This is a genomic window from Mucilaginibacter aurantiaciroseus, from assembly GCF_024055595.1.
GTDB classification, from domain to species: domain Bacteria; phylum Bacteroidota; class Bacteroidia; order Sphingobacteriales; family Sphingobacteriaceae; genus Mucilaginibacter; species Mucilaginibacter aurantiaciroseus.
The window spans coordinates 14,520-36,681 of sequence record NZ_JAMXOF010000005.1 but is presented as its reverse complement, the minus strand read 5'-3'; the positions used below and the strand labels follow the sequence as shown (position 1 = coordinate 36,681).

Genomic DNA, 22,162 nt, shown 5'->3' with positions numbered 1-22,162 from the left:
AGTTTATAAAACGTGGATCAATACGTAGATAGCAGGCAGAATTTTTTTCTATGGGACTTGTTGGCTAACCCGGCCGATAACGGATCGTCATATATCCAAAGCCTGGAGCGTTTGGTTCAGGATAACCCGCAAAGTGGTTTATTGCAGGTATTGTTTGCCCGCGCAGGAGATAAAAAGCAGCTAAGTAAAGCAACAGTTTATTTTAACCCTCGCACGCTGCATAAAGTGGTTAACCATCCGCAAGAGCTTGCAGTAGTTAATGAGGCAAGCATTATCCTCTCTACAGCGGATATCTACACAACAACCCAAAACTTATTTAATACAGGCACTGCCACGGCTAAATCTATTGATGCCGATGCATTTGATAATAACGGATACGATGCCCCTGCAAAACAGGATAGTATTGTTGCCGAAGAACTACAAAGTGACCCCGCACAACTTGATGATGCAAATGCTTTTGATAATAACGGATACAATTCGCCGGAACGACAAGAAGTTATTGTTGCCGATGAACCCGTAAGCGAGCCTTTGCAAATTATTGAAGAACAAGACCAAGAGCCGACACAAGTTGTTGAGCAACCTGAAGTAACTGAAGAAGTTACCTTTACGCCTGTTGATAATTACGAGCACCCTGAAACAGGCAATGCGGCGAAAACGCAGGACGCAAAAAAGGAAGAACCTGTTGAAGAAATTACCGAAGCCCCGGTTATTGGCAGTGAATATCACCATACCTATCACGCGTTTGAGAACAGCGAGCCTGAAAATATAGAACAACCTGTAACAGAAACGCCTGTTGAAAATGCTTACCAATATAACGAGCCGGAAGCAACTACACAGCAACCTCTGGTAGAAAAGCCTGCACCAGTTGCCGAACAGCAACCCGTACAGCAAACACCGCCTCCCATCCCCCAATACGAAGCACCAAGGTTTAATTCGCGTTTCCCTAAACCGGGCGCGCAAAATACACCGGAGCCGGAACAAACGCGTCAGGATATTGATGATGACGTTTACGACGAGATAGTAGGTATAGAAGATATTGGCTTTAAAGCCGCCCCTAACGAGGTAGCTACTGCGCCTGTTGAGGCAAGGTTTAGCGAACCGCATATAGATTGCAGCCCCGAAGAAGAGGAAGCATCAGAAGTGTTATTCCACCAGCCGCAGCCGGTTGTAGAGCCATTGCGTGACGAACATAAGCACATCCAGGAACAGGAAGAACGCCTGATAATGGATAGCGCCATAGGTGCCGATTTCCTGTCATTTGATAAAAAGCTTGATGAGTTACGTGGTGTAAACAATACTGCGCCGATTGTTCAGGAAGCTGTACCGGTTGAAAATTTATTCTCTGTAGCAACCCAGCCAATAGCGCAATTGGCAGAGCCTGCCGGGCAGCAGGTATCCCGTTACGATGATGATAAAATGCCATACACTTTTATGTGGTGGCTAAACAAAACCCGTAAGGAGCATGCCGAAACTTTCCAACCGTACACGAATGGCGAAGCTCCTTCAGCCGATACAAAACCTAACGGAGGCGAGGCAGCAAAGCCGGCAAAACGAGGCAGCGGCAATGAGTTACAGCAGCAGTATTACGAGAATATCTTTAGCCTTACATCAATAAGTGGGGTACAAAGGGGCGCAGAGGCGGCACCTGTGGCGTTTGATCCCGATAAAAAGGAAGATGTTATTATAGAACGTTTCATCCATACAGAGCCGCAGATAAAACCGCTGTCGGCAGATAAACTGGATAATGAGAATAAAGCCAAAAGAAGCTCTGAAGACCAGAACGATTTTGTGACCGAAACGCTGGCACGTATTTATTGCGACCAAATGCTATATCATAAAGCTATAGCTACTTATAAAAAATTGATATTGAAATTTCCGGAAAAAAAGCTTTACTTTGTAACCCAGATTGAACAGTTAGAAAAGAAAACCAATTGATATTATAAGAAATGTATTTAGTTTTAATCATCATCACGATCATTTTATGTGTCCTTTTAGGCCTGATCGTATTAATCCAAAACCCTAAAGGCGGCGGTTTAGCTTCAAATTTTTCAGGTACGTCACAATTAATGGGCGTACAAAAAACCGGCGATTTTTTAGAAAAAGGAACTTGGGTGCTGGCTATCAGTATTATGATTTTATCGTTGATGATCAACGTATCTGTTAAAGATGGTTCTCAAAAAGGCAGTGACCCGGCTTTATTAGAGCAGATCAGAAAAGATTCTAAACCAAAGGGTACAACCGCGGCACCTGCACCGTTAAGCACACCAGCTGTTGCACCTGCACCGGCTGCTCAACCCAAAAAGTAATAAGTTTATAAGAAATACTTAAAGGCTTTGGACTATACTCCAAAGCCTTTTTTGTTGAAATAGTGTTGACTGACACGTTGGCACACGGCTGTTAAGATAAAACCAATAGGTTGTAACCTTAGCTTTAAAAGGTGACAATTAAACAGTAAATATGCCAATGCAAAAAATAATTGCTGCTTGGCATAATTGATGTGAAATTAATATACGAAAACTTAAAATTATAAAATCAAAATAGTATTACTATGTCATTAAACATTAAACCCCTTGCGGATAGAGTGGTTGTAGAAGCAGCAGCTGCTGAAACCAAAACCGCTTCTGGTATTTACATTCCTGAAACAGCCCAGGAGAAACCACAAAAAGGAACTATAGTATCTGTAGGCCCTGGTAAGTATGCTGATGTTTCTGGCGCGCTTATCCCAATGACCATCAAGGTTGGCGATTCTGTTTTATACGGAAAATATGCAGGTACCGAGATCAACTTAGACGGTAAAGAATACCTGATCATGCGCGAATCTGACATTTACGCGGTATTATAATTTGTTGCAATATTGAAAGGTTGTAAAGTTGCCTTCCAATATTGAATTTCATAAAATTTTAACTTTACAACATTTAAATATTCAAATAAAAAATCATGGCAAAACAAGTTAAATATAATGTTGAGGCACGTGACGCTTTAAAGCGTGGTGTTGATATTTTGGCTAACGCGGTTAAAGTTACATTAGGCCCAAAAGGTCGTCACGTAATTATCGACAAAAAGTTTGGTTCACCAGTTGTCACTAAAGATGGTGTAACTGTAGCTAAAGAAATTGAACTGAAAGACCCTATCGAAAACATGGGCGCGCAAATGGTTAAAGAAGTTGCATCAAAAACTGCTGATATTGCAGGTGATGGTACTACTACTGCTACCGTTTTAGCACAGGCTATTGTTACTGCAGGTATTAAAAACGTTGCAGCTGGTGCAAACCCAATGGATTTGAAACGCGGTATTGATAAAGCAGTTGCTGCAGTTGTAAAAAACTTAAAAACTCAATCACAAACCGTTGGTGAAGATAACAACAAGATCAAACAGGTAGCATCTATATCAGCTAACAATGATGAAGTTATCGGTGCGTTAATAGCTGAAGCTATGGCTAAAGTTGGTACTTCAGGCGTTATCACTGTTGAAGAAGCAAAAGGTACCGAAACTGAAGTTAAAACTGTAGAAGGTATGCAGTTTGACCGCGGTTACCTTTCTCCGTACTTTGTTACCAATTCAGATAAAATGGAAGTTGAGTTAGAAAACCCATACATCCTTATCTACGATAAAAAAATCTCTTCAATGAAGGAATTGCTTCCTATTCTGGAGAAACAAGTACAAACAGGTAAACCACTTTTAATTATTGCTGAAGACTTAGATGGCGAAGCATTAGCTACTCTGGTAGTTAACAAAATTCGTGGTTCGTTAAAAGTTGCTGCTGTTAAAGCACCAGGCTTTGGCGATCGTCGTAAAGCAATGTTAGAGGATATCGCTGTATTAACAGGCGGTACCGTAATATCTGAAGAACGTGGTTACAAATTAGAAAGTGCTGACTTATCTATGTTGGGCCAGGCAGAAAAGATCACTATCGATAAAGACAATACTACACTGGTTAACGGTGCAGGTGATGCAGATTTGATCAAAGGCCGTGTTGGTGAGATCCGTGCGCAGATCGAAACTACCACTTCTGATTACGATAAAGAGAAATTACAAGAGCGTTTAGCTAAATTATCTGGCGGTGTTGCTGTATTGTACATTGGTGCAGCATCAGAAGTTGAGATGAAAGAGAAAAAAGACCGTGTTGACGATGCTTTACATGCAACCCGTGCGGCTGTAGAAGAAGGTATTGTTGCAGGTGGTGGCGTTGCCTTCATCCGTGCGGTTGCTGCTTTAACAGACCTTAAAGGTGCTAACGAAGATGAGAACACAGGTATCCAGATTATCCGTCGTGCTATCGAAGAGCCTCTTCGCCAGATCTGTGAGAATGCTGGCATCGAAGGTTCGATAGTTGTGCAAAAAGTTAAAGAAGGCACTGCCGACTTTGGTTATAATGCACGTACCGACAAATACGAGAACTTAATTGGCGCAGGTGTTATCGACCCTACTAAAGTAGGCCGTGTAGCATTAGAGAACGCAGCATCTATCGCGGCTATGTTGTTAACCACCGAGTGTGTGTTGGCAGATGAGCCTGATGATGACAAAGGTGGCATGCCACCAATGGGCGGCGGCGGCATGGGCGGCATGATGTAATCATTTCCCCTGTTAAGCATCGCTTAATAAATATTAAACCCTTGTCTGTTAAAATAGACAGGGGTTTTTTGTTGTCGTGTTTTTTACATCGCTTCAAGGGGGCTTTTTGGTGGTTCGGGGGCGTTTATTGGCTTGTGATAACTCGTTTCGTGCGTCCATATTAATCTTTTGTAACATTATTAGTGTTTTGGCAGTTAGGCACAGCATTTGAATAAGTGCCGGTATGAAACAAATAGTTAAAAAAAGGACGCACATACTTAGCCGCATTGTAGAGTGGGTTTTGTTCAAAGGCCCAGAACTGTTTGTAACCCTATACAGTTAATAAAAATTCTTAATTTTGGCTCCTATCTATGGAGCTGCAAGATTTCTATCGTCAATTACATATCTGGTTGGTCGCAAACGGGCCAAAATACTTATTCGGAATAATCCTTTTCTTTGTTGGCCTTTGGGTAATAGCGTTTATTAAATCGCGCCTTACCAGCCGCATGAGTAAACGGGAAGTTCATTCTTCACTACAACCATTTTTCTTAAGTCTTTCTATAACTGCATTATACGCGGTGCTTATCATAAGCGTATTTAATATTATTGGCTTCCAACTTACTTTTATAAGCACTGTTATTGGTGCATTAGGTGTGGCCGCGGGTTTAGCCCTATCCGGTACTTTGCAAAACTTTGCGGGCGGGGTGCTAATCCTGTTATTAAAACCTTTCGGGATAGAAGACCATATCATAGCCCAGGGCCAGGATGGCCGCGTACAGGCTATCCAGCTTTTTTATACCGAGATATTGACCGCCGATAACAAAACGGTTATCATCCCCAACGGGAAGCTTTTTAATGAGGTAATCATCAACATTACCCGCCAGGGCAAACGCCGTTTAGATGTTGATTTTAAGCTTAATTATGGGGCTGATATCGAACAGGTAAAAGGAATATTAACCACAGCTATAAAGAAAGTGCCTAATATATTGGGCGAACCTGCTGTTAAAATTGGCGTACTTTTGTTAGAAACTGATGGTATGCGTTTTACTGTACGGGTATGGGTAGATCCCGCTTACTTCTTAGACACCAAAATAGCCCTTCAGGAAGAAATCATCAATGATGTTAAAGCCGCAGGGATTAAATTCCCGGGGATGGCGTAAGAGACTTAAGAAGTCAAGAGTCAGGAATCAAGATTTCTTCTTGCCTCTTGATTCTCAATATCTTGTTTCTCCTTCTATATTCTTTGTTTCGCCTTTAACTCCAGATAACGGTTAATGGTATTAATGGTAAGGTATTTTGGGGTACTTAATATAGATTGTATGCCATGTTTCGCCAGTTCTTTAACGATCAGCCTTTTATCATAAGCAAATTTTTCTGCTATGGTTTTTATGTAGATCTCTTCCACATCATTCGCGGGTTGTTCGCTTAATTGTTTTAATTCCGTATTTTCAAAAAACACAACCAACAACAAGTGGAACTTGGCTATTCGTTTTAAGTCCGGAAGCTGCCTTTCTAACGCGTTCATGCTTTCGTAATTGGTAAAGAACACTACCAGGCTGCGTTGCTTTATTACGCCCCTGATGGTAGTGTACAGCGCCTCCATGTTGGTTTCCAGGTAGCGGGTTTTTTCTTTGTACAATACATCCAGTATTTTATTCATTTGCGAGTGGCGTCGTTCAGCAGGGATAACTGTGCCTATCTTTTCGGCTACGGTAATTAACCCGGCCTTATCCTCTTTCAGCAATGCGATATTTGAAAGTACTAGGCTTGCGTTTATGGCATAATCTAAAAGGCTTAAACCATCAAATGGCATTTTCATAGCACGCGATTTATCTATAACGCAGTATACCTGTTGCGATTTCTCGTCGGTGTAAAAGTTAGTCATCAGGTTGCCCTGGCGCGCGGTAGCTTTCCAGTTTATAGTGCGAAGGTCTTCACCGGGTACGTAGGTTTTTACTTGCTCAAACTCCAGACTATGGCCAAGGCGGCGTATTTTTTTGATACCTATCTCATTTAACCTGTTTGATATGGCCATCAACTCGTATTTGCGCATTTGGAGGAACGAGGGGTAAACAGGCAATGTTTCGGCCTGTTCAAAATTAAAACGGCGGCTCACAAGCCCTATTGGTGACCGTATAAACACCCGGATATCGCCAAATTCATATTCACCACGTTTGGTGGGGCGCAGCAGGTAACTGATCAGTTTATGCTCACCGGTTTTAAGGATGGTTTTAAACCAGATATCCCTGCGCTGAAACTGGAAGGGGATCTCATCAATAATCCCGGCCGATATAGTGAACGGATAGTGGCTTTCTATGTAGATCCCCAATTCGTTGTCATCACTGTTGCTCAGGCGTTCGGGCGCGTGGCGTTTGGCAAAAACGGCCTTTGCAGTGCGGTAAAGCATCAACACATCGGTAAGTATAAAAAGCACCAGCGCCCAAAATGCCAGTTCGGGTACAACACCCAGCCAAGGGAAAAAGAACGACAACACAAAAAGCACCACGCAAACGCCCAGCCCTGTAAATAAACGCCCAGTTAAAAATAAATTAGTGTAAAATAAGCCTAAGATCTTTCTCACCTGCGTTTATCGTGGTATCTCAATTTTTTGGATGATCTGTGCTATCACTTCATCTGGTGTAACGCCTTCCATCTCTTTATCGGGCGTAAGCATTACGCGGTGCCTTAATACCGGTTTTGCAACAGCTATAATATCATCGGGTGTCACAAAATCGCGGCCTTTTATTGCGGCGAGCGCTTTGGCTGCATTTATTATAGCCAATGATGCCCTTGGCGATCCCCCCAAGAACAACGATTTATTATTACGGCTTTCGTGGATGATCTGCGCAATAAAGGCCAATATTTTTGGCTCTACATGCAGTTCCCTAACCTGTTTACGCAAGTTTACAATATCGGCACCTGCCAAAACCGCGTCAACATGTCTAAGCTGATCGGATGTTTTTTGCTGGTGCTGTTGGGTAAGTATAGCTATCTCTTCTTCCAGCGACGGGTATTTGATTTCGATCTTAAACAGGAAACGATCCAGTTGAGCCTCGGGCAGGCGGTATGTGCCTTCCTGCTCAATTGGATTTTGGGTAGCCAGCACAATAAAAGGCTCGTCCATTTTATAGGTATGGCCGTCAATGGTCACCTGGCGCTCTTCCATTACCTCAAATAAGGCGGATTGCGTTTTAGCGGGAGCGCGGTTTATTTCATCTATCAGGATGATGTTGCCGAAGATCGGCCCCTGTTTAAATTCAAACGCGGCGTTCTTAGGGTTAAATACCGATGTGCCCAACACGTCCGACGGCATAAGGTCCGGCGTAAACTGTATGCGCGAATATTTTGCATCTATAGCTTTGGCAACCAACTTGGCGGTTAGCGTTTTTGCTACACCCGGTACACCTTCTATCAGGATGTGGCCATCGGCAAGTACACCTGCTATGATCAGTTCAATAGCGTCGTGTTGGCCAACAATTATTTTGGCAAGCGTAGCTTTTATCTGCTCAACAGCAGTACTTAATTTGCTAAGGTCTGTTCTTTGTTCAAAATCCTCATTTTCCATATGATCCGGTTTGGATATAAAATTTTTCTATTAGTTGGTTCAGGGTAATAAGTTCGTGGTCGGTAATATTTTTCTGTGGCAATAAGTAATTAATGTGCCCAATAAGGTCTTGTGCCAGCAAAGTTTCTACACCTGTTTTGTTGATGAGCGCATTTAAAAAAGCATCATCATATATGCCTGTTTTTAAATTGTAGGTATTGCGCAGTCGTCCGGTAAAATAGGTTATCTTTTTAAAGGCAATGTCGGCATTATTACGTTGCTCGTAGTAAACTTTACCTACTACGCTCACAAATTCTACCGTCGAATTTTTTAGCGGATCTATGACTGGTATAATGCGCTGCCTGCGTTTAATTTCATATAACAGGAAGAGGACCATCCCGCCCAAACTAAGATAAAATGCCCATCTAAGGGGCGGGTGACTAAAAAACACACGCAGGCTTGATTCATCTAAATCGAGTTCGTTATTTTGATGCTGATCCCAATATACATTATTAGCAACAGGCAGGTATGAGAGCACTTTGGCGGCATATTCTGTACCTGCTGGTTTTAGCAGGTTGTAATTGGTGAAAACCTTAGGGGCTGCAAACATAAACAGGCTGCCCTTACCATATTTGTAGCGTAAAAAAACACTTTTGCCAAATTGATTTTTACTGATAATGGATGCCCTTAATGTATCAAAACTGCTGAAATAGCGGCTTGCAACAGTGTTATCTAATTTATAATCGGTAAGTTGTTTAAGTGCAGGATTAGTGAAATTAAGGCCTATTTTACCGTTTACAAATTCATTTGCACTTATAATTTTAAGGGTGTCTGCAAGATAGTTGTTCCAGGAATCTGATGATATGAACGCCGAGTTGCCCTTGCTTATGAATTTGGTGAGTGCTTTAAAATCATCTTTACCAATGTTTGTAGAATTTGTAACGATCAAATAATTGCCCCCCAATGAATCGTTAGAAGTTAATACCTGATATAAAGATTTATTGGTGTTGATAACATTGGCCTTGGGATAAATATCAGATAGCTGTTTATACAATACATAAGTGCCATAAGGTATTTTATCCGACCGTTTTAGAGACGATTCCCAATCGATACTTTTAGGACGGTTATACTCTGCCACAAAATATAATATAAGTAATACGGAGATAGCGGCCAGGTAAACTTTATATCCTTTCATTTAAGCATCCTCCTAAATTCGCTGAACAAGGCATTGGTCGTTATAAACGAAGCGTTATCTATAGGCAAATCTCCGTACCAAGCATACTCAAACTGCCGGGTAAGCAGTTTGAAAGAATGTTTTTGGGTTGTGTCGTTAATTTCGTGTATATACACGCTGTTGGTTTTGTTTATTTGCCAATCAATAATTTGCGCATCGCTAAGCAGCTTTAAACTTTGTAAATAGAGTAACCTTATGGCTAACCGGTAATTGCGTGCAGCCACGGCATGGGCAATATCTTTTTCAAAATCAATCATATTAATATCCTCTGCCGACTCCGAGTAAGCAAGCGTTACGTCTTTAGATTTGCGCCTGAAAAGCCCATCGAGTTTAAGCATTTTTAAGAAGGCATAAATAATAAATGCACATGCGGCTACCATCAAAGCATCACCTAAAAATCTATTACCGGTTTTAGGATTTCCTGGTTCCCTTTCAAATAGGTTTGAAATAAATTGCCAAACACTATTCCAAAACCGCTCCCAAAAGTTAGTGCCTTTAACTTCGGTATAGTTAAACTCTTTAAGCTTTTTATAGTTGTTTAAGGCATTGGCATTAAAATTACGTTTGGCTACGTTTTCAGTATCTGCTTTGATAATCCCTTTAAAAGTTTTTTTGGCTACTATGGGCAATATGGGTTGCTTACCCCAAACGTTAAGGCTGATAAAAAGGATTGCTGTAATAAATAATAGTAACCTACGCATATTAATATTCCTCTAACGGCAGGTCTTCTGGTTTATCTGTGTTAATAGTGCCAAGCATATTAATGCGCTTCAACAAGCTGTTATCATCCTGTTGTTCGTTAAAGCTGTAAAAGCTTAATGCCAACACAATAACAGGTAATATGTAAAACACTTGAGCAAAACTCATGATAAATGACAGTGTCAGGTATATGGCGTTGTTATCGTTAATATGTGCAAAAAAGTAGAGCAAAAAAATGATAATGGCAACCGGGATACAAAGCAATATTAATGCCGCCACATTAACAAACGTTATAACCATTAAGGAGCTTAGTAACGTCCACCAGTTTTTTTTAAGTAACTGACGTGCTTTACCATATGAGTAGCGCAACCCCCCGTTTTCTATCACCATAACCGTTATGATAAGCATATTGAGCGGGACGAAATAAATACCCGGGAAAAAACACAGTAAAAATGCCAGCGCGTTCATGATTAGTAATACAACAGCGCTCCCCAATACCCGCATAAAGTAGTACCTTACATAAGACCAAACATCCTCTACACTGGGTGGCTGTTTATCATATTGCTGATACAAGGATATGTATGATAATATGGTAATTGTTGTGAGCAGGTAATTTAAAAACGCCAGTATCATGGCAATGATGTAGGTATAGCTAAAAGCAGATTCGCCCTTTGCCTGTAGCTGAAATGTCTGGGTTTGGCCAAACATTGCGCTGATGATACCTGCAACCCAAAACACACCGCATATAAAGAAGTACGATTTTAGTAACGGGCGGTAGTTTTGCTTAAGAAACAGGATACTGTCATCCACCACCTCGCCTAACTTTCGTATTCTGAGCAACTCAACCTTTGGTAACATCAATAATTATAGTTTTATTTTTTAAAAGACAAATAGGGTAGATGACAACATACCAAACAATAAAGGTAAATGAGGCGGTAAGGATAAAAACACTTACCCATGCAGGCATTTCTGTATGCCGTGTTATAAAGCTCTCAAATATGGCGGCAACTACAACAATTGGTAAAATACCTGTCATGATTTTAACACCATCTTTAGCACCTCTCATCATAGATACAAGCCGGGGGTAGGTTTTAGGGAACAAAATGCTGTTGCCAAACGCCAGGCCTGCACCACCGGCAATTATAATGGCCGATATTTCGAGCGTGCCGTGTATAAATACAACTAGTATCGACTGCAACCCCAGCCCTTTTGATATAAAAAAGTACTCGAAGGCACCTAACATAATGCCATTCTTAAAAAGAATATACACAGTTCCTAACGAAAAAAACAACCCGGTTACGTAAGTTACAACGGTGATATAAAGATTGTTGCTTGCTATGCCATAAAACATCCAAAAGGTACTCTTGTCCTTATAAACGCCAAACGGGTCGCCTTTGGCAATATTGGCATTGGTCATATCTATATAACCATCGCCCATAATAAGCCTTACAAAGGTATCGTCGTACTTTGCGGAGATCATTCCCACAAAAAAGAATGTCATAAAAAGCAGGAATGACCAAAGTATCTCTTTATGATACTTTTTGAAAAGGAGTGGTAGCTCAAACTTCCAGAATAAAAAGAACCGGTTGTTGTTTTCCTTTTGGTTTTTATAAATAGACTGATGAAAACCTGCTGCCAGTTTATTTAAGTAAGCCGTTGTTTTTGAATTCGGATAAAATGTTTTAGCGTAAGACAGGTCGTCGGTTATAGCAATAAACCTATCGGCAAGCTCGTCAGGGTTGCTGGTTTGGGTGTTTTTATACTCCGTCCAACGGGTGTTATTTTGCTTTACAAATAAGGCTTCTCGCATTTTGCGGGGGCGGTTAATTTTTGTTGTTAAAATAACAACAAAAATTAAATTAACAGCTATTAATATTTTACTTTGGCAATATATATTTGTTGTATGCCCACTATAAAAATAACCACCACTCAAAATATCAATATTGAGTATGAAGTTGCAAACTTTAGCGATCGTATTGCTGCAAGGTTGATAGACTATTTTTTATTCATGATCGTTTATTCTATCTCTATAACAATCGTAGCGCTTTTTATAAGGGATAATTATGGGCAACAAGGCAATGAAACTGTAGGGATCATAACTATAGTAATATGGTTAGCATTAAGCGTTTTTTATGACCTTATTTGCGAGTTGTTTTTGAACGGGCAAAGTTTTGGTAAACGCTCATTAAAAATAAAGGTAATAAGCCTTAATGGCGGGAGGCCAACAGTTGGGCAATATTTACTTAGGTGGGTTTTTAGGATAATTGATATGGGGTTAAGTCTTGGGGCAGCTGCGGTATTATGTGTTGCCTTTACTGATAACAAACAGCGGATAGGCGATTTGGTAGCAGGCACATCTGTAGTTAAAACCACCCCAAGCCATAATTTCGACAACTTGGTTTTTGGCCCGCCGCCAGAAGATTATCAATCTATATTTGCTGAAGTTACGCAGTTAACGGATAAGGATATTGTACTTATACATGATGTTGTCAAAAACTTTAACCGCACACGTAACAGTTTGCTGGTATATAAGCTGGCGATTAAAATAAAGTCTTTTTTGAATATTACTTACCCGTCTAATATAAACGAGTATCAATTTTTAGAGATGATACTTAACGATTATAACCATTTTGTAGGCAACACGCAGTATAACTAACGGCTAGGCAAAAGCCGGCAATATAATTTTTATAAGATAATTGCAGGCAAATAAAGTTAGCGTTACTAAAAAGATATTGCGTTTTATCCGCTCATTTTTAGGGATACAGCCATTTTGGGTACATATTGAAATAACAAGGCAGAGTAGAAGCGGAACAGTTGCCGGGTGGTACTTTAAACTCTGATAAATATCGCCCTGCAACAAAGCGATAATAGAACGTTGCATGCCACAGCTGGGGCAATCAAAACCGGTTAGTTGTTTAAAAGGGCAGTTAAGCAGGTGATTTTGCAGCCACTTAATTAAGTAAAGCGGCTGCAAAAAATGCTGCTGAGTAGTATTAAGTGGTAGGATCAATATCAAAAGGTTTTTGATAATCCATAGCGCCAAAACCTTCTCTTCCTTTCGGGTCTGGGCCGTATTCGTTGTCGCCGGGCTGGCCGTCTGTACAGGCCAGTATTAAGTTGTAAATAGGGATAAGTATAAACCATCCGCTTTTACCAACATCGTGCATACGGCGTACACCTACCGCAATTGATGGTATTAGTACCGCAAGCGAATATATGGTGTCAATATACGGCGATCCCGCCGCAGTGCCTGCGTACTTAAGTATTAAACTGATAATTGTGCTGAATAATGCAAAATACCAATACTCGCTGCGCCTGGACCTGCCACTAAACTGAGCGTATTTTTGCAAAACTAAAAAAAAGTACTTCATGCTTTATAAAATTTAAGGTTTAAGATTATTAAATATAAAAAGAAGTTTGAAGTTTTCCTGGGATTTTAAAAATTTAACAAAAAAATAATATAGATACTATTCATTAATTTTGGGCATGCAACAGCGCGAACAGATTTCTGTATTTGATATGTTTAAGATAGGCATAGGCCCGTCCAGCTCGCATACGCTTGGCCCCTGGCGGGCCGCGCAACAATTTGTTGAGTTGCTTAAGCAAAAGGATGCCCTGCCACTTGTTGTACAGGTTAAGATTTTACTGTACGGATCATTGGCTAAAACAGGCCGCGGCCACGGTACCGATATTGCCATATTGCTTGGCCTTAGCGGCGATGACCCCGTTACTTTTGAGGTTGATAAAATTGACAGTAAAATAGCCGACATCAACCAAACCCATAAACTGCAATTGGGCGGCGAAAAAGAAGTTGGTTTTTTTGCGGATGATGATTTGCTGTTCCTATTTACCGAGAGCCTGCCGTTTCACCCTAACGCGGTAACCTTCCAGGCGTTTTTAAGTAACGAAACCGCGGTATCTGCCACATTTTACTCTATAGGGGGTGGTTTTGTAGTGAAAGAAGGTGAGCAAACCAGTCATAAAACGGAGGTCGACCTGCCATTCCCCATTGATACCGCCGGCGACCTGCTGCACTGGTGCCGTAAAACAGGCCTCAAAATATCTGAAGTTGTTTTAGAAAATGAACTTGCCTGGCGTAGCGAAAAGGAAACCCGCGATAGTGTGCTTAATATTTTTAAAGTAATGCAGGAATGTATGTACCGCGGCTGCCACACCGCCGGTAACCTGCCGGGCGGCCTTAATGTCGCTCGTCGTGCATCAGCATTAAATACACGGTTGTTAAAAGGGCATAGCTATAGTAATTATACCGAGTGGGTACAGGCTATGCGTCAAACAGGTAACGGCTTCCAAAACATTTTGGACTGGGTAAGCTGTTTTGCGCTTGCCGTAAACGAAGAGAACGCCTCCTTTGGCCGGGTAGTTACCGCGCCTACTAATGGCGCGGCGGGTGTTATACCGGCGGTGCTGCAATACTACATTAGCTTTTGCGATGGTTTTGACGACGGGAAGATAACCCAGTTTTTGTTTACCGCATCAGAGGTGGGCAGTATCTTTAAAAAGGGTGCTACCATATCCGCCGCGATGGGTGGTTGCCAGGCTGAGATCGGCGTATCGTCAGCCATGGCGGCAGCAGCGCTTACCGAGTGTTTAGGCGGCAGCCAGCGCCAGGTTTTAATGGCAGCAGAGATTGCTATGGAACACCACCTCGGCCTTACCTGCGACCCAATTGGCGGACTGGTACAAGTGCCCTGCATAGAACGTAACACAATGGGTGCTATAAAAGCCATCACCGCAACCCAACTGGCCCTGCAAAGCAATCCCGATAAAGCCAAAGTAAGCCTCGACGCCGTAGTACGCACCATGTGGCAAACCGCGCAAGATATGAACTCCAAATACAAAGAAACATCCGACGGGGGCCTTGCCATTAATATCCCTATCAGTTTGCCGGAGTGTTAGTTTAGTTTAAAAAGGATCTTTAACTTTCTAAAGACATAATGTCGTGGTTTAATAAATCATGAGTATCACTACTTAAATTCCTTTACAACTTCTTTTACGATTTTTTATACCCTCCAGCTGTACATTTTGGCAGATGAGTGCAGGTGGTCGGTGGTAACCAGGTCGGTGTTCATACCGTTCGTTCGGGACAGGCCGGTTATGTTGATGTAATGTACCTTTGCAGCATCAGCTACTGCTTTGTTTATCACGTTATATTCATCAATTTCTGTGGTAATTTTATCCAGGTTGCGGCCATTGGCGAAGGGGGTAAACCTCCAGTCGGGTATTGATAGTACAAAAACGTGTTGGGGATTACCTTTTGCCATAACAACGGCTGCAGTAAGTATTTAAGTAAATTCTGTTTAATAGGTTTCGTGGTTTTTGTTTTGGTACTGATTATTAACACCAATCAGCAAGTTTACAAAATCAAAAGTTTCGTTTTTTGAAGTACCGGCAATCCTTTGCAATAACTCGTCTGTACGCCAGCCGTTTTGCGCAAGCACAACAGGCACGGCCACGTTTATACCCGTGCTTTTTAAGGTGACTGCAAGCTGGTAAGAAATGCTTTACGCAGTTGGCACAAAGCGGTCTACGGTGTAAGAGTCGCCCATGGCCAGGTACCTCACCGAATCGGCAATTGCATGGTTTGCTTTAGTAGGTTGGCAAAAAACCGTCCCTGATGCCAAAATAGCCAATAGAAAGCAAAGCGTAATTTTCGTACTTAAATTTAATATAAACCTGCTATTTTACCTGCGCATTTACGATTGGTAATAACTGCGATACCCAAAGGCTGTACATACTGCCCGATGGGTGTAGTCCATCATTGGCTATCAGGTCCGAGATGTAGCTTGCGCGGCGGGATGCGGGGGTGATGTCTACATAGCTTACGCCCAGTTTTTCGGTTTCCTGTTTGTTGATGGCGTTAAACTGGTCAATCTCTGCACCAACCTTTAGCGCATCATAACCACCATTTTTAGCGAATGGGGTAACGCCCCAGTCAGGGATAGAGAGTACAAAAACATGCTTCTTGTTTCCGCCTGCATAATTAATGGCAATGTTTAATAGTTCGGTAAACTCTTTACGATAATCATCCTGGCTATACCCACGAAACTGGTTGTTCACACCTATAAGCAGGGTAACGATGCTATAATCGTGTTTGGTGATACCGCGCTGGATTATGCCTTGTTTAAGATTGCCGGTGGTCCATCCGGTAACGGCAATAATATCGGGACTGGTTGCAAAATGGTTGCCTGCCCTAAGGTTTGCTGCCAATTGATAAGGAAATGATTGTGCAACAGGAACCGATTCGCCAAACGTGTAAGAATCGCCAAGGGCCAGGTAAGTTAAAGTGTCTGTTGCAGGCATATTGTTATTTGTGTTTTGCACGGCCGCTAGTATAGGCACGGGTGCTTTAGTACAGGCCGCAAGCGTGGCCATCAAAAAAAGTATGGTTAGTATCCGCATTATATCATCTCCATACCAAAAAGTACGGAAATATGATGCTTTAGGATTTTTTTAACTTCGTTCATATCAACCGGGTGCCCAAGTTCGGCCTGCATGGACGTTACGGCTTTGTCATCAATCCCGCAAGGGACGATATTCTTAAAATAGTCAAGATCGGGGTTTACGTTAAAGGCTAGCCCGTGCATGGTTACCCAGCGGCTGCAGCGTACTCCCATAGCGCAAATTTTGCGGGCACGCTCGTTATCGGCATCAAACCAAACACCGGTATAGCCAAGGTAACGGCCTGCGGTTAGGTCATAATCCGCAAGGGTGAGGATAATAGCATCTTCCAGCGTGCGCAGGTATAGATGAATATCGGTGAAAAAGTTGTCGAGATCTAAAATGGGGTAACTCACCAATTGGCCGGGGCCATGGTAGGTGATGTCGCCACCGCGATTAATGGGGTAATAAACGGCGTTTTTTTCTTTTAAGCCCTGTTCATCTAAAAGCAGGTGCTCTGCCTTGCCACTTTTGCCGAGGGTATAAACGTGCGGGTGTTCGCAAAAAACAAGGTAGTTGGGGGTAATGGCATCTTCAATCGGCTCATCGCCACCGGCATGCGCCAAGTTGCGGTTACGGGTCTCAGTCTTCAGTTTAACGGTTTCGCCAAATAGCTTTTCCTGGCGGTCCCAGGCCATCTGGTAATCCGTTAATCCCCAATCCTGAAAAATTACTTTTTTGTTCTGCATCTATTATTAATCTGAACTCGAATTTATGGAATTTATAAAAATGCCTATGCATCCGCGCATCTTCATCATCCTTTCACGTATCCTATCATATAATCTTCGTACTGCATGTAGCCAACCTCGTAGTCAATATCAACTTTGCCCTTGTGAAGTTTGGCCTGCAGCACGTCGTGGTGCTGAAACGTAAAGGGCTGCAAAGATATATTATCTGCAAACGATACCTCTTTTTGTCCGTAGCATTTATAAACGGCCTCTTTAGCGCACCAGCAAACGTAAAGCTGCTGAATTTTATGCTGATCGGGTATAAAATTTAATTCGTGCGGCAGTAAAAACTTGTGGGCTATCCGCTCTACTTTTTCTTTTATCTGTTCAATATCAATACCCACGGGTCGCGTCTTGCTGATCATCACCGCGGCATAATCAAACGAGTGGCTAAGCGAGATGTGATAGGGCAGGCTCACCAAATAAGGTTTGCCATGACTGTCGACTTTAGCATCGATGTAATCATCGGTACCCAGCATTTTGCGGAGTAGAACGCGGGTGCCCAGCCAGTGCAGGTAGCGCTTGTTTTTGCTTATTATTTTGGTGTAGGCTTTCTCGGTATCGTTAAGCTGAAGTTGTTTGTATAGTTCGTCGGCGGTTTCTTCTATCCTCCACAGCGCAAACTCTGTATCATCGTCAATCTGTTGTCGGTACGCTATAGCCATGGATGGTAAAATTGCAAAAAAGGCAGCCAAATTGTATCAACTAAATATAATAATTAACGTTAATTATTTCGGCCTGTAACTAATGGGTATAAACGTAAGTCATACAGGCACTAATTTTTTTTGCATCACAATTAACATAAAATGAAGAAGATATACATATCGGCCGCCGTTTTATTTGCTGTGGCCATAACAGAGGGCTGCATCAAACAACGCGTTGCCGAAAACAGTGCAGCAAAACATATCTGCGTACGAAAAGCGCTTTAAAACCTGGGGTAGGATCAGTGTGAGTGAGCATTGCCAATCGGTGGTGCAATTGGCCACTTTATACTTTGTACAAAGCGGTTTTTGTCGTTTTTGGGGCAATAAAGGGTGTAATACCTGTTGGCGGTTAAGGCAAATAATCTTAATTTTAAGCCCAGTATTTTTTATATGATTTTATCAGACAAGCGCATCCTCGAAGAGATTGAAAAAGGGAGTATTATTATTGAGCCGTTTAAACCGGAATGCCTGGGCACAAACTCTTACGATGTGCATTTGGGCAAGCACCTGGCCACTTATAAAGACCGCGTGCTGGATGCCAAACTACATAATGAAATTATTGGTTTCGAGATACCAAAGGAAGGCTTTGTATTACAACCCAATACGCTGTACCTGGGTGTAACGGTTGAATATACCGAAACGCACAAACACGTTCCTTTCCTGGAAGGGAAATCAAGTACAGGCCGTTTGGGTATTGATATCCATGCAACCGCCGGTAAAGGCGATGTGGGCTTTTGTAATACCTGGACGCTGGAGATCTCATGCGCCCAACCTGTTAAGATCTATGCCGGCATGCCAATCGGTCAACTGATCTATTTTGTGGTTGAGGGCGAGATTGAAACCCTATACAACACCAAAAGCAACGCTAAATATAACAACCCTACCACCCGCCCGGTAGAGAGCATGATGTGGAAGAATAAGTTTTAATACTGCAGGTAAATCACAATTATTGCGTAGCATTGTTTTGTATTGTAATTTACCTGTAAATGTATGGCTTACAAACGTATTATAGCCGGCCTGTTACTGGCCATTGGCAGTATTGGCGCTTTTAGTTTTAGCGCCGATGACGATATAATTGCCACCGTACAGCGCCAGCTGGATAAATGGACGGGCACGCATCCCACCGAAAAAGTACACCTGCAATTTGATAAACCATACTATGCCGCAGGCGATGATATCTGGTTTAAGGCTTACGTAATTACCGGCCCGCAGCACCGCCTGCAACCCGATAGCGGCATATTGAATGTGGAGCTGATAGATGACCAGGACGCCATCAAACAAAACATAAAACTGCAGGTTAGAGATGGCCTTGCCTACGGCGATTTCGCACTGCCGGATACCCTGCACAAGGGAAACTATCGAATTAGAGCGTACACCCAATACATGCTTAATGCGGGTAGTGATTATTTTTTTGATAAGGCCATTAGCATCACCAACATCCTCACCAATAAAGTATTTACTAAAACAACTTTTACCAGTACTAATCAAAACGGGCGCAATGCCATTACTGCCGATATTAATTATACCGATGCCAACGGCGCGGCGTACTCCGGCAATGCGGTAATTTATTCTATTATGCTTAACAATGCTATTGTTACAAAAGGCAAAGGTGTAACGGATGCCAATGGTAACCTGTATGTTAATTTGCCCGCAGACAATGCCGAACTGCTTAAATCGGGCAGAATAGTGACCGGCTTGAGCGGGACAGGCCAGAGGGGCATGGTTTATAAAAGCATCCCCATAAGGGCGATAGCCGGGCATGCCGATGTGCAGTTTTTCCCGGAAGGCGGTGTAATGGTTAACGGGATTGAAACCAAAGTAGCTTTTAAGGCAATAGGCACCGATGGACTTGGTGTTGATATAAAAGGTACGGTTACAGATAGCAAAGGCAAACAAGTTGCAACATTAAACACGGCCCACCTTGGAATGGGTTTATTTGACTTTACGCCCGGGGCTGGTAATACTTATAAAGCAAACCTGATTTATGCCGATGGTTCAAAAGCATCAGTTAATTTGCCGACAGCTGCTGATAACGGTTTTGTGCTCAATATTTCCACCTTCGGCCCGGATTTAAAAGTGGTAGTAAGTACTACAAAGCAAAATAGCGCTCAGTTTAGTTTAATTGGCAAAAACGGCGGCAAGGTTTATTATGCGGCTAAGAGCAAGCCGGGCAGCACGGCATTCTCGGCAACGGTGGCAAAGAATAAATTTCCATCGGGGATAGCACAGTTTACGCTATTTTCATCGTCGGGCACACCGCTAAACGAACGTTTGGTGTTTATAGATAACCCCGAAGACAAGCTTAATTTAACCGTAAATGCCGATAAACAAAGCTACTCGCCAAGGCAAAAGATAATTTTAAATATCGATGCAAAAGATAACGGGGGTAAACCCGCTGTGGGCAGTTTCTCTATAGCCGTAACTGATGAAAGCAAAGTGCCGGTTGATGAGACTAGCGAGAACAATATTTTAGCTAACCTGCTGCTAACGTCTGATCTTAAAGGATACATAGAGCAGCCTGCCTATTACTTTAATAATAAAAACGATAAAATCCGCGCCGATCTGGATGCTTTAATGCTTACCCAGGGCTATCATAGATACGAGTGGCAAGATGTGTTAAGTACAAATCAAACTGAAAATAAGTACTTGGATCAAAAAAACTTTACCATATCCGGCAGGGTAACCACACCATCGGGCAGCCCGGTTGCAAGGGGGAAGGTAGAGCTGATAAACTTTGACGACGGCTTATTACAGGTAGAGACGCTTACTGACGTGAACGGCCGCTTTGCCTTTAACGACGTAATGTTTGCTGATAGCGTTAAATTTTTGATCCAGGCACGTAATGCTAAAAACAAGCGCGATGTGGTAATCACCATGGATAGCATCCCGCCGCCGCCAACGGCTAATTATAAAAGCATAGCCGATTTTAAGCTAACCAACAATACCTTCCTAACCACTTATGCGCAAAGCAGCAAGGCTTTGTATTACGAGCAAATGAAATATGGGTTGGGTAACCACGTCATCAGCCTGCGCGAGGTGATAATAATAGAGAAACGGAATGTCCTTAAGCATTCGGCAAACCTAAACGGACCTGGTAATGCCGACCAGGTATTTTTGGCCAAAGATTTTTTTAGTATGGGTTGCCTCCAATTGGGCGATTGCCTGCAGGGGCGCTTGCTTGGTGTGGTATTCCGCAATGGAATCCCATACACTACACGTGGCGGTGGCCGGATGCTGGTGGTCATAGATGGGTTGAACTCCAGCCTAAATGCTATAAATACCTTAAATGTTAATGATGTACAATCGATAGAAGTGCTGCGTAATATTGGCAGCTATGCCATATATGGAAGCCAGGGTAGTAGCGGCGTGTTGGTCATCACCACAAAACGCGGCGATGAGCCTGTTGAGTACCCGCAAACATTTGGCCGTGGCATAAAACCATATGCGCCTAAAGGCATTTACCGTTCGCGCGTGTTCTATTCACCAAAGTACGATGTTAAAAACCGCCAAACCCTTGCCGACCTGCGTACCACCATCTACTGGAAACCAAACATAGTTACAGTCGGCGGCAAATCATCTGTAGATTATTTTAACGCCGGCAAAGGAAACTATCGTGTGGTAATTGAGGGGATTGATAGCGAAGGTGATATTGGCAGGCAGGTATTAAGATATAAGGTAGAGTAGTAAGTCAAAAGTCAAAAAATCGCCCGGCGATTTTTTGACTTGGAGTTTTGAATTTTATTTTTGACTTAACAAGAACTTCTCCCAAAATCTATTGATTTAAAGATCTCGCCGCGGTTGGCATCGCCGCCTTGTGCGCCGCCTCGGCCCATTCCTCCGCGGCCGTTCTTTTGGACATCACCACCTTCGGTTTCACGTTCGGGTTTTTGCATGCCGTTTATTTTAAAGTTGAACGCCCAATCATTTTTGGCAAGATCATCGGCATGGAAGAATTTAAGGGGAATAGCTGCTTCGTACACGAAGTTACCGTTTGCATCGTAGTCGATAGCCACTTTTATACCGTAGGTGTTTGATGTGGTGATCATCTCGTTCTCAATATCCTTAAAGCCAGTCATTTTTATACTGCGCAGGGTGGTAATGCGTTCCCGCATCAGTTCGTCGCGCTCTTCTTTGGTAATATCGCCACCGTCATCTTTTTGGCCTGTAAATGCAGGTGCGGGGCTACCAGGGTAACGCAGTGGGAAGGTCATGCTAAAGGTTTCCTTCTTTTTGCCTTTGGTAT

The 22,162-nt window shown here is 42.5% G+C and carries 24 protein-coding genes; 10 read left to right on the top strand and 14 right to left on the bottom strand.

Annotation, left to right across the window (positions count from 1 at the left end):
* Window positions 1–12: 12 nt before the first annotated feature.
* From NAF17_RS17550 to NAF17_RS17530, 5 genes are all read left to right on the top strand, one after another.
* Window positions 13–1,935 carry a hypothetical protein gene (locus NAF17_RS17550; protein WP_252759329.1) on the top strand — a complete coding sequence of 641 codons (1,923 nt, stop codon included), beginning with the start codon at window positions 13–15 and terminating at the stop codon, window positions 1,933–1,935.
* A gap of 11 nt (window positions 1,936–1,946) precedes the next feature.
* On the top strand, window positions 1,947–2,306 hold the full coding sequence (secG, locus tag NAF17_RS17545) for a preprotein translocase subunit SecG (RefSeq protein ID WP_252759328.1): 360 nt from the start codon (window positions 1,947–1,949) through the stop codon (window positions 2,304–2,306).
* Between the two features lie 242 nt (window positions 2,307–2,548).
* On the top strand, window positions 2,549–2,842 hold the full coding sequence (locus NAF17_RS17540) for a co-chaperone GroES (RefSeq protein WP_252759327.1): 294 nt from the start codon (window positions 2,549–2,551) through the stop codon (window positions 2,840–2,842).
* 95 nt (window positions 2,843–2,937) lie between these two features.
* The gene (gene groL, locus NAF17_RS17535) at window positions 2,938–4,572 is read left to right on the top strand and encodes a chaperonin GroEL (RefSeq protein WP_256474554.1); all 1,635 of its coding nucleotides are present in this window, start codon (window positions 2,938–2,940) and stop codon (window positions 4,570–4,572) included.
* A gap of 485 nt (window positions 4,573–5,057) precedes the next feature.
* Window positions 5,058–5,711 carry a mechanosensitive ion channel family protein gene (locus NAF17_RS17530; protein WP_252759326.1) on the top strand — a complete coding sequence of 218 codons (654 nt, stop codon included), beginning with the start codon at window positions 5,058–5,060 and terminating at the stop codon, window positions 5,709–5,711.
* 74 nt (window positions 5,712–5,785) lie between these two features.
* Here NAF17_RS17530 and NAF17_RS17525 read toward each other — a convergent pair whose 3' ends face one another.
* The 6 genes from NAF17_RS17525 to NAF17_RS17500 are packed head-to-tail and all read right to left on the bottom strand — an operon-like array spanning window position 5,786 to window position 11,838.
* Window positions 5,786–7,132 (bottom strand): DUF58 domain-containing protein, encoded by a 1,347-nt coding sequence (locus tag NAF17_RS17525; RefSeq protein ID WP_252759325.1) that lies wholly within the window; start codon window positions 7,130–7,132, stop codon window positions 5,786–5,788.
* Window positions 7,133–7,138: 6 nt separating this feature from the next.
* Complete coding sequence (locus NAF17_RS17520) at window positions 7,139–8,116, bottom strand: AAA family ATPase (protein WP_252759324.1); 978 nt, start codon at window positions 8,114–8,116, stop codon at window positions 7,139–7,141.
* Window positions 8,106–9,290, bottom strand: coding sequence for a DUF4350 domain-containing protein (locus NAF17_RS17515; RefSeq protein ID WP_252759323.1), 1,185 nt, complete (start codon window positions 9,288–9,290; stop codon window positions 8,106–8,108). Before NAF17_RS17515 ends, NAF17_RS17520 begins: the two co-directional genes overlap by 11 nt.
* Window positions 9,287–10,030 carry a DUF4129 domain-containing protein gene (locus NAF17_RS17510; RefSeq protein WP_252759322.1) on the bottom strand — a complete coding sequence of 248 codons (744 nt, stop codon included), beginning with the start codon at window positions 10,028–10,030 and terminating at the stop codon, window positions 9,287–9,289. The genes NAF17_RS17515 and NAF17_RS17510 overlap by 4 nt, the downstream gene beginning before the upstream one ends.
* Before the next feature lies 1 nt (window position 10,031).
* A complete protein-coding gene (locus NAF17_RS17505; RefSeq protein ID WP_252759321.1) occupies window positions 10,032–10,886 on the bottom strand; it encodes a hypothetical protein in 855 nt (284 codons plus the stop codon).
* Window positions 10,870–11,838, bottom strand: a complete 969-nt coding sequence (locus NAF17_RS17500) for a stage II sporulation protein M (protein WP_252759320.1) — start codon at window positions 11,836–11,838, stop codon at window positions 10,870–10,872. Before NAF17_RS17500 ends, NAF17_RS17505 begins: the two co-directional genes overlap by 17 nt.
* A gap of 93 nt (window positions 11,839–11,931) precedes the next feature.
* On the opposite strand from NAF17_RS17500, the gene NAF17_RS17495 reads away from it, so the two are divergent.
* Window positions 11,932–12,684 (top strand): RDD family protein, encoded by a 753-nt coding sequence (locus NAF17_RS17495; RefSeq protein ID WP_252759319.1) that lies wholly within the window; start codon window positions 11,932–11,934, stop codon window positions 12,682–12,684.
* 3 nt (window positions 12,685–12,687) lie between these two features.
* On the opposite strand, the gene NAF17_RS17490 is transcribed toward NAF17_RS17495, so the two are convergent.
* Together NAF17_RS17490 and NAF17_RS17485 are read right to left on the bottom strand one after the other, a co-directional pair.
* Window positions 12,688–12,909 carry a DUF2752 domain-containing protein gene (locus NAF17_RS17490; RefSeq protein WP_252759398.1) on the bottom strand — a complete coding sequence of 74 codons (222 nt, stop codon included), beginning with the start codon at window positions 12,907–12,909 and terminating at the stop codon, window positions 12,688–12,690.
* A 112-nt stretch (window positions 12,910–13,021) separates the two neighbouring features.
* A complete protein-coding gene (locus NAF17_RS17485) occupies window positions 13,022–13,399 on the bottom strand; it encodes a DUF805 domain-containing protein (RefSeq protein WP_252759318.1) in 378 nt (125 codons plus the stop codon).
* Between the two features lie 115 nt (window positions 13,400–13,514).
* Between NAF17_RS17485 and NAF17_RS17480 the strand changes: the two genes are divergently transcribed.
* A complete protein-coding gene (locus NAF17_RS17480; RefSeq protein ID WP_252759317.1) occupies window positions 13,515–14,945 on the top strand; it encodes an L-serine ammonia-lyase in 1,431 nt (476 codons plus the stop codon).
* Window positions 14,946–15,049: 104 nt separating this feature from the next.
* Here NAF17_RS17480 and NAF17_RS17475 read toward each other — a convergent pair whose 3' ends face one another.
* The 5 genes from NAF17_RS17475 to NAF17_RS17455 form a co-directional block, all read right to left on the bottom strand.
* The gene (locus NAF17_RS17475; RefSeq protein WP_252759316.1) at window positions 15,050–15,310 is read right to left on the bottom strand and encodes an SGNH/GDSL hydrolase family protein; all 261 of its coding nucleotides are present in this window, start codon (window positions 15,308–15,310) and stop codon (window positions 15,050–15,052) included.
* A gap of 36 nt (window positions 15,311–15,346) precedes the next feature.
* A complete protein-coding gene (locus NAF17_RS17470; protein ID WP_252759315.1) occupies window positions 15,347–15,502 on the bottom strand; it encodes an SGNH/GDSL hydrolase family protein in 156 nt (51 codons plus the stop codon).
* 223 nt (window positions 15,503–15,725) lie between these two features.
* Window positions 15,726–16,421 carry an SGNH/GDSL hydrolase family protein gene (locus NAF17_RS17465; RefSeq protein ID WP_252759314.1) on the bottom strand — a complete coding sequence of 232 codons (696 nt, stop codon included), beginning with the start codon at window positions 16,419–16,421 and terminating at the stop codon, window positions 15,726–15,728.
* A 26-nt stretch (window positions 16,422–16,447) separates the two neighbouring features.
* Window positions 16,448–17,176, bottom strand: a complete 729-nt coding sequence (gene lipB / locus NAF17_RS17460; protein ID WP_252759313.1) for a lipoyl(octanoyl) transferase LipB — start codon at window positions 17,174–17,176, stop codon at window positions 16,448–16,450.
* 65 nt (window positions 17,177–17,241) lie between these two features.
* Window positions 17,242–17,880, bottom strand: coding sequence for a 4'-phosphopantetheinyl transferase family protein (locus tag NAF17_RS17455; RefSeq protein WP_252759312.1), 639 nt, complete (start codon window positions 17,878–17,880; stop codon window positions 17,242–17,244).
* Between the two features lie 141 nt (window positions 17,881–18,021).
* On the opposite strand from NAF17_RS17455, the gene NAF17_RS18175 reads away from it, so the two are divergent.
* The 3 genes from NAF17_RS18175 to NAF17_RS17445 all read left to right on the top strand — a co-directional run bounded on the left by NAF17_RS18175 (window position 18,022) and on the right by NAF17_RS17445 (window position 21,603).
* Window positions 18,022–18,144 carry a hypothetical protein gene (locus NAF17_RS18175; protein ID WP_256474553.1) on the top strand — a complete coding sequence of 41 codons (123 nt, stop codon included), beginning with the start codon at window positions 18,022–18,024 and terminating at the stop codon, window positions 18,142–18,144.
* Window positions 18,145–18,309: 165 nt separating this feature from the next.
* Window positions 18,310–18,846 carry a dCTP deaminase gene (gene dcd, locus NAF17_RS17450; RefSeq protein WP_252759311.1) on the top strand — a complete coding sequence of 179 codons (537 nt, stop codon included), beginning with the start codon at window positions 18,310–18,312 and terminating at the stop codon, window positions 18,844–18,846.
* 63 nt (window positions 18,847–18,909) lie between these two features.
* A complete protein-coding gene (locus NAF17_RS17445; RefSeq protein ID WP_252759310.1) occupies window positions 18,910–21,603 on the top strand; it encodes a TonB-dependent receptor plug domain-containing protein in 2,694 nt (897 codons plus the stop codon).
* A gap of 65 nt (window positions 21,604–21,668) precedes the next feature.
* Here NAF17_RS17445 and NAF17_RS17440 read toward each other — a convergent pair whose 3' ends face one another.
* Complete coding sequence (locus NAF17_RS17440) at window positions 21,669–22,130, bottom strand: DOMON domain-containing protein (protein ID WP_252759309.1); 462 nt, start codon at window positions 22,128–22,130, stop codon at window positions 21,669–21,671.
* Window positions 22,131–22,162 lie beyond the last annotated feature (32 nt).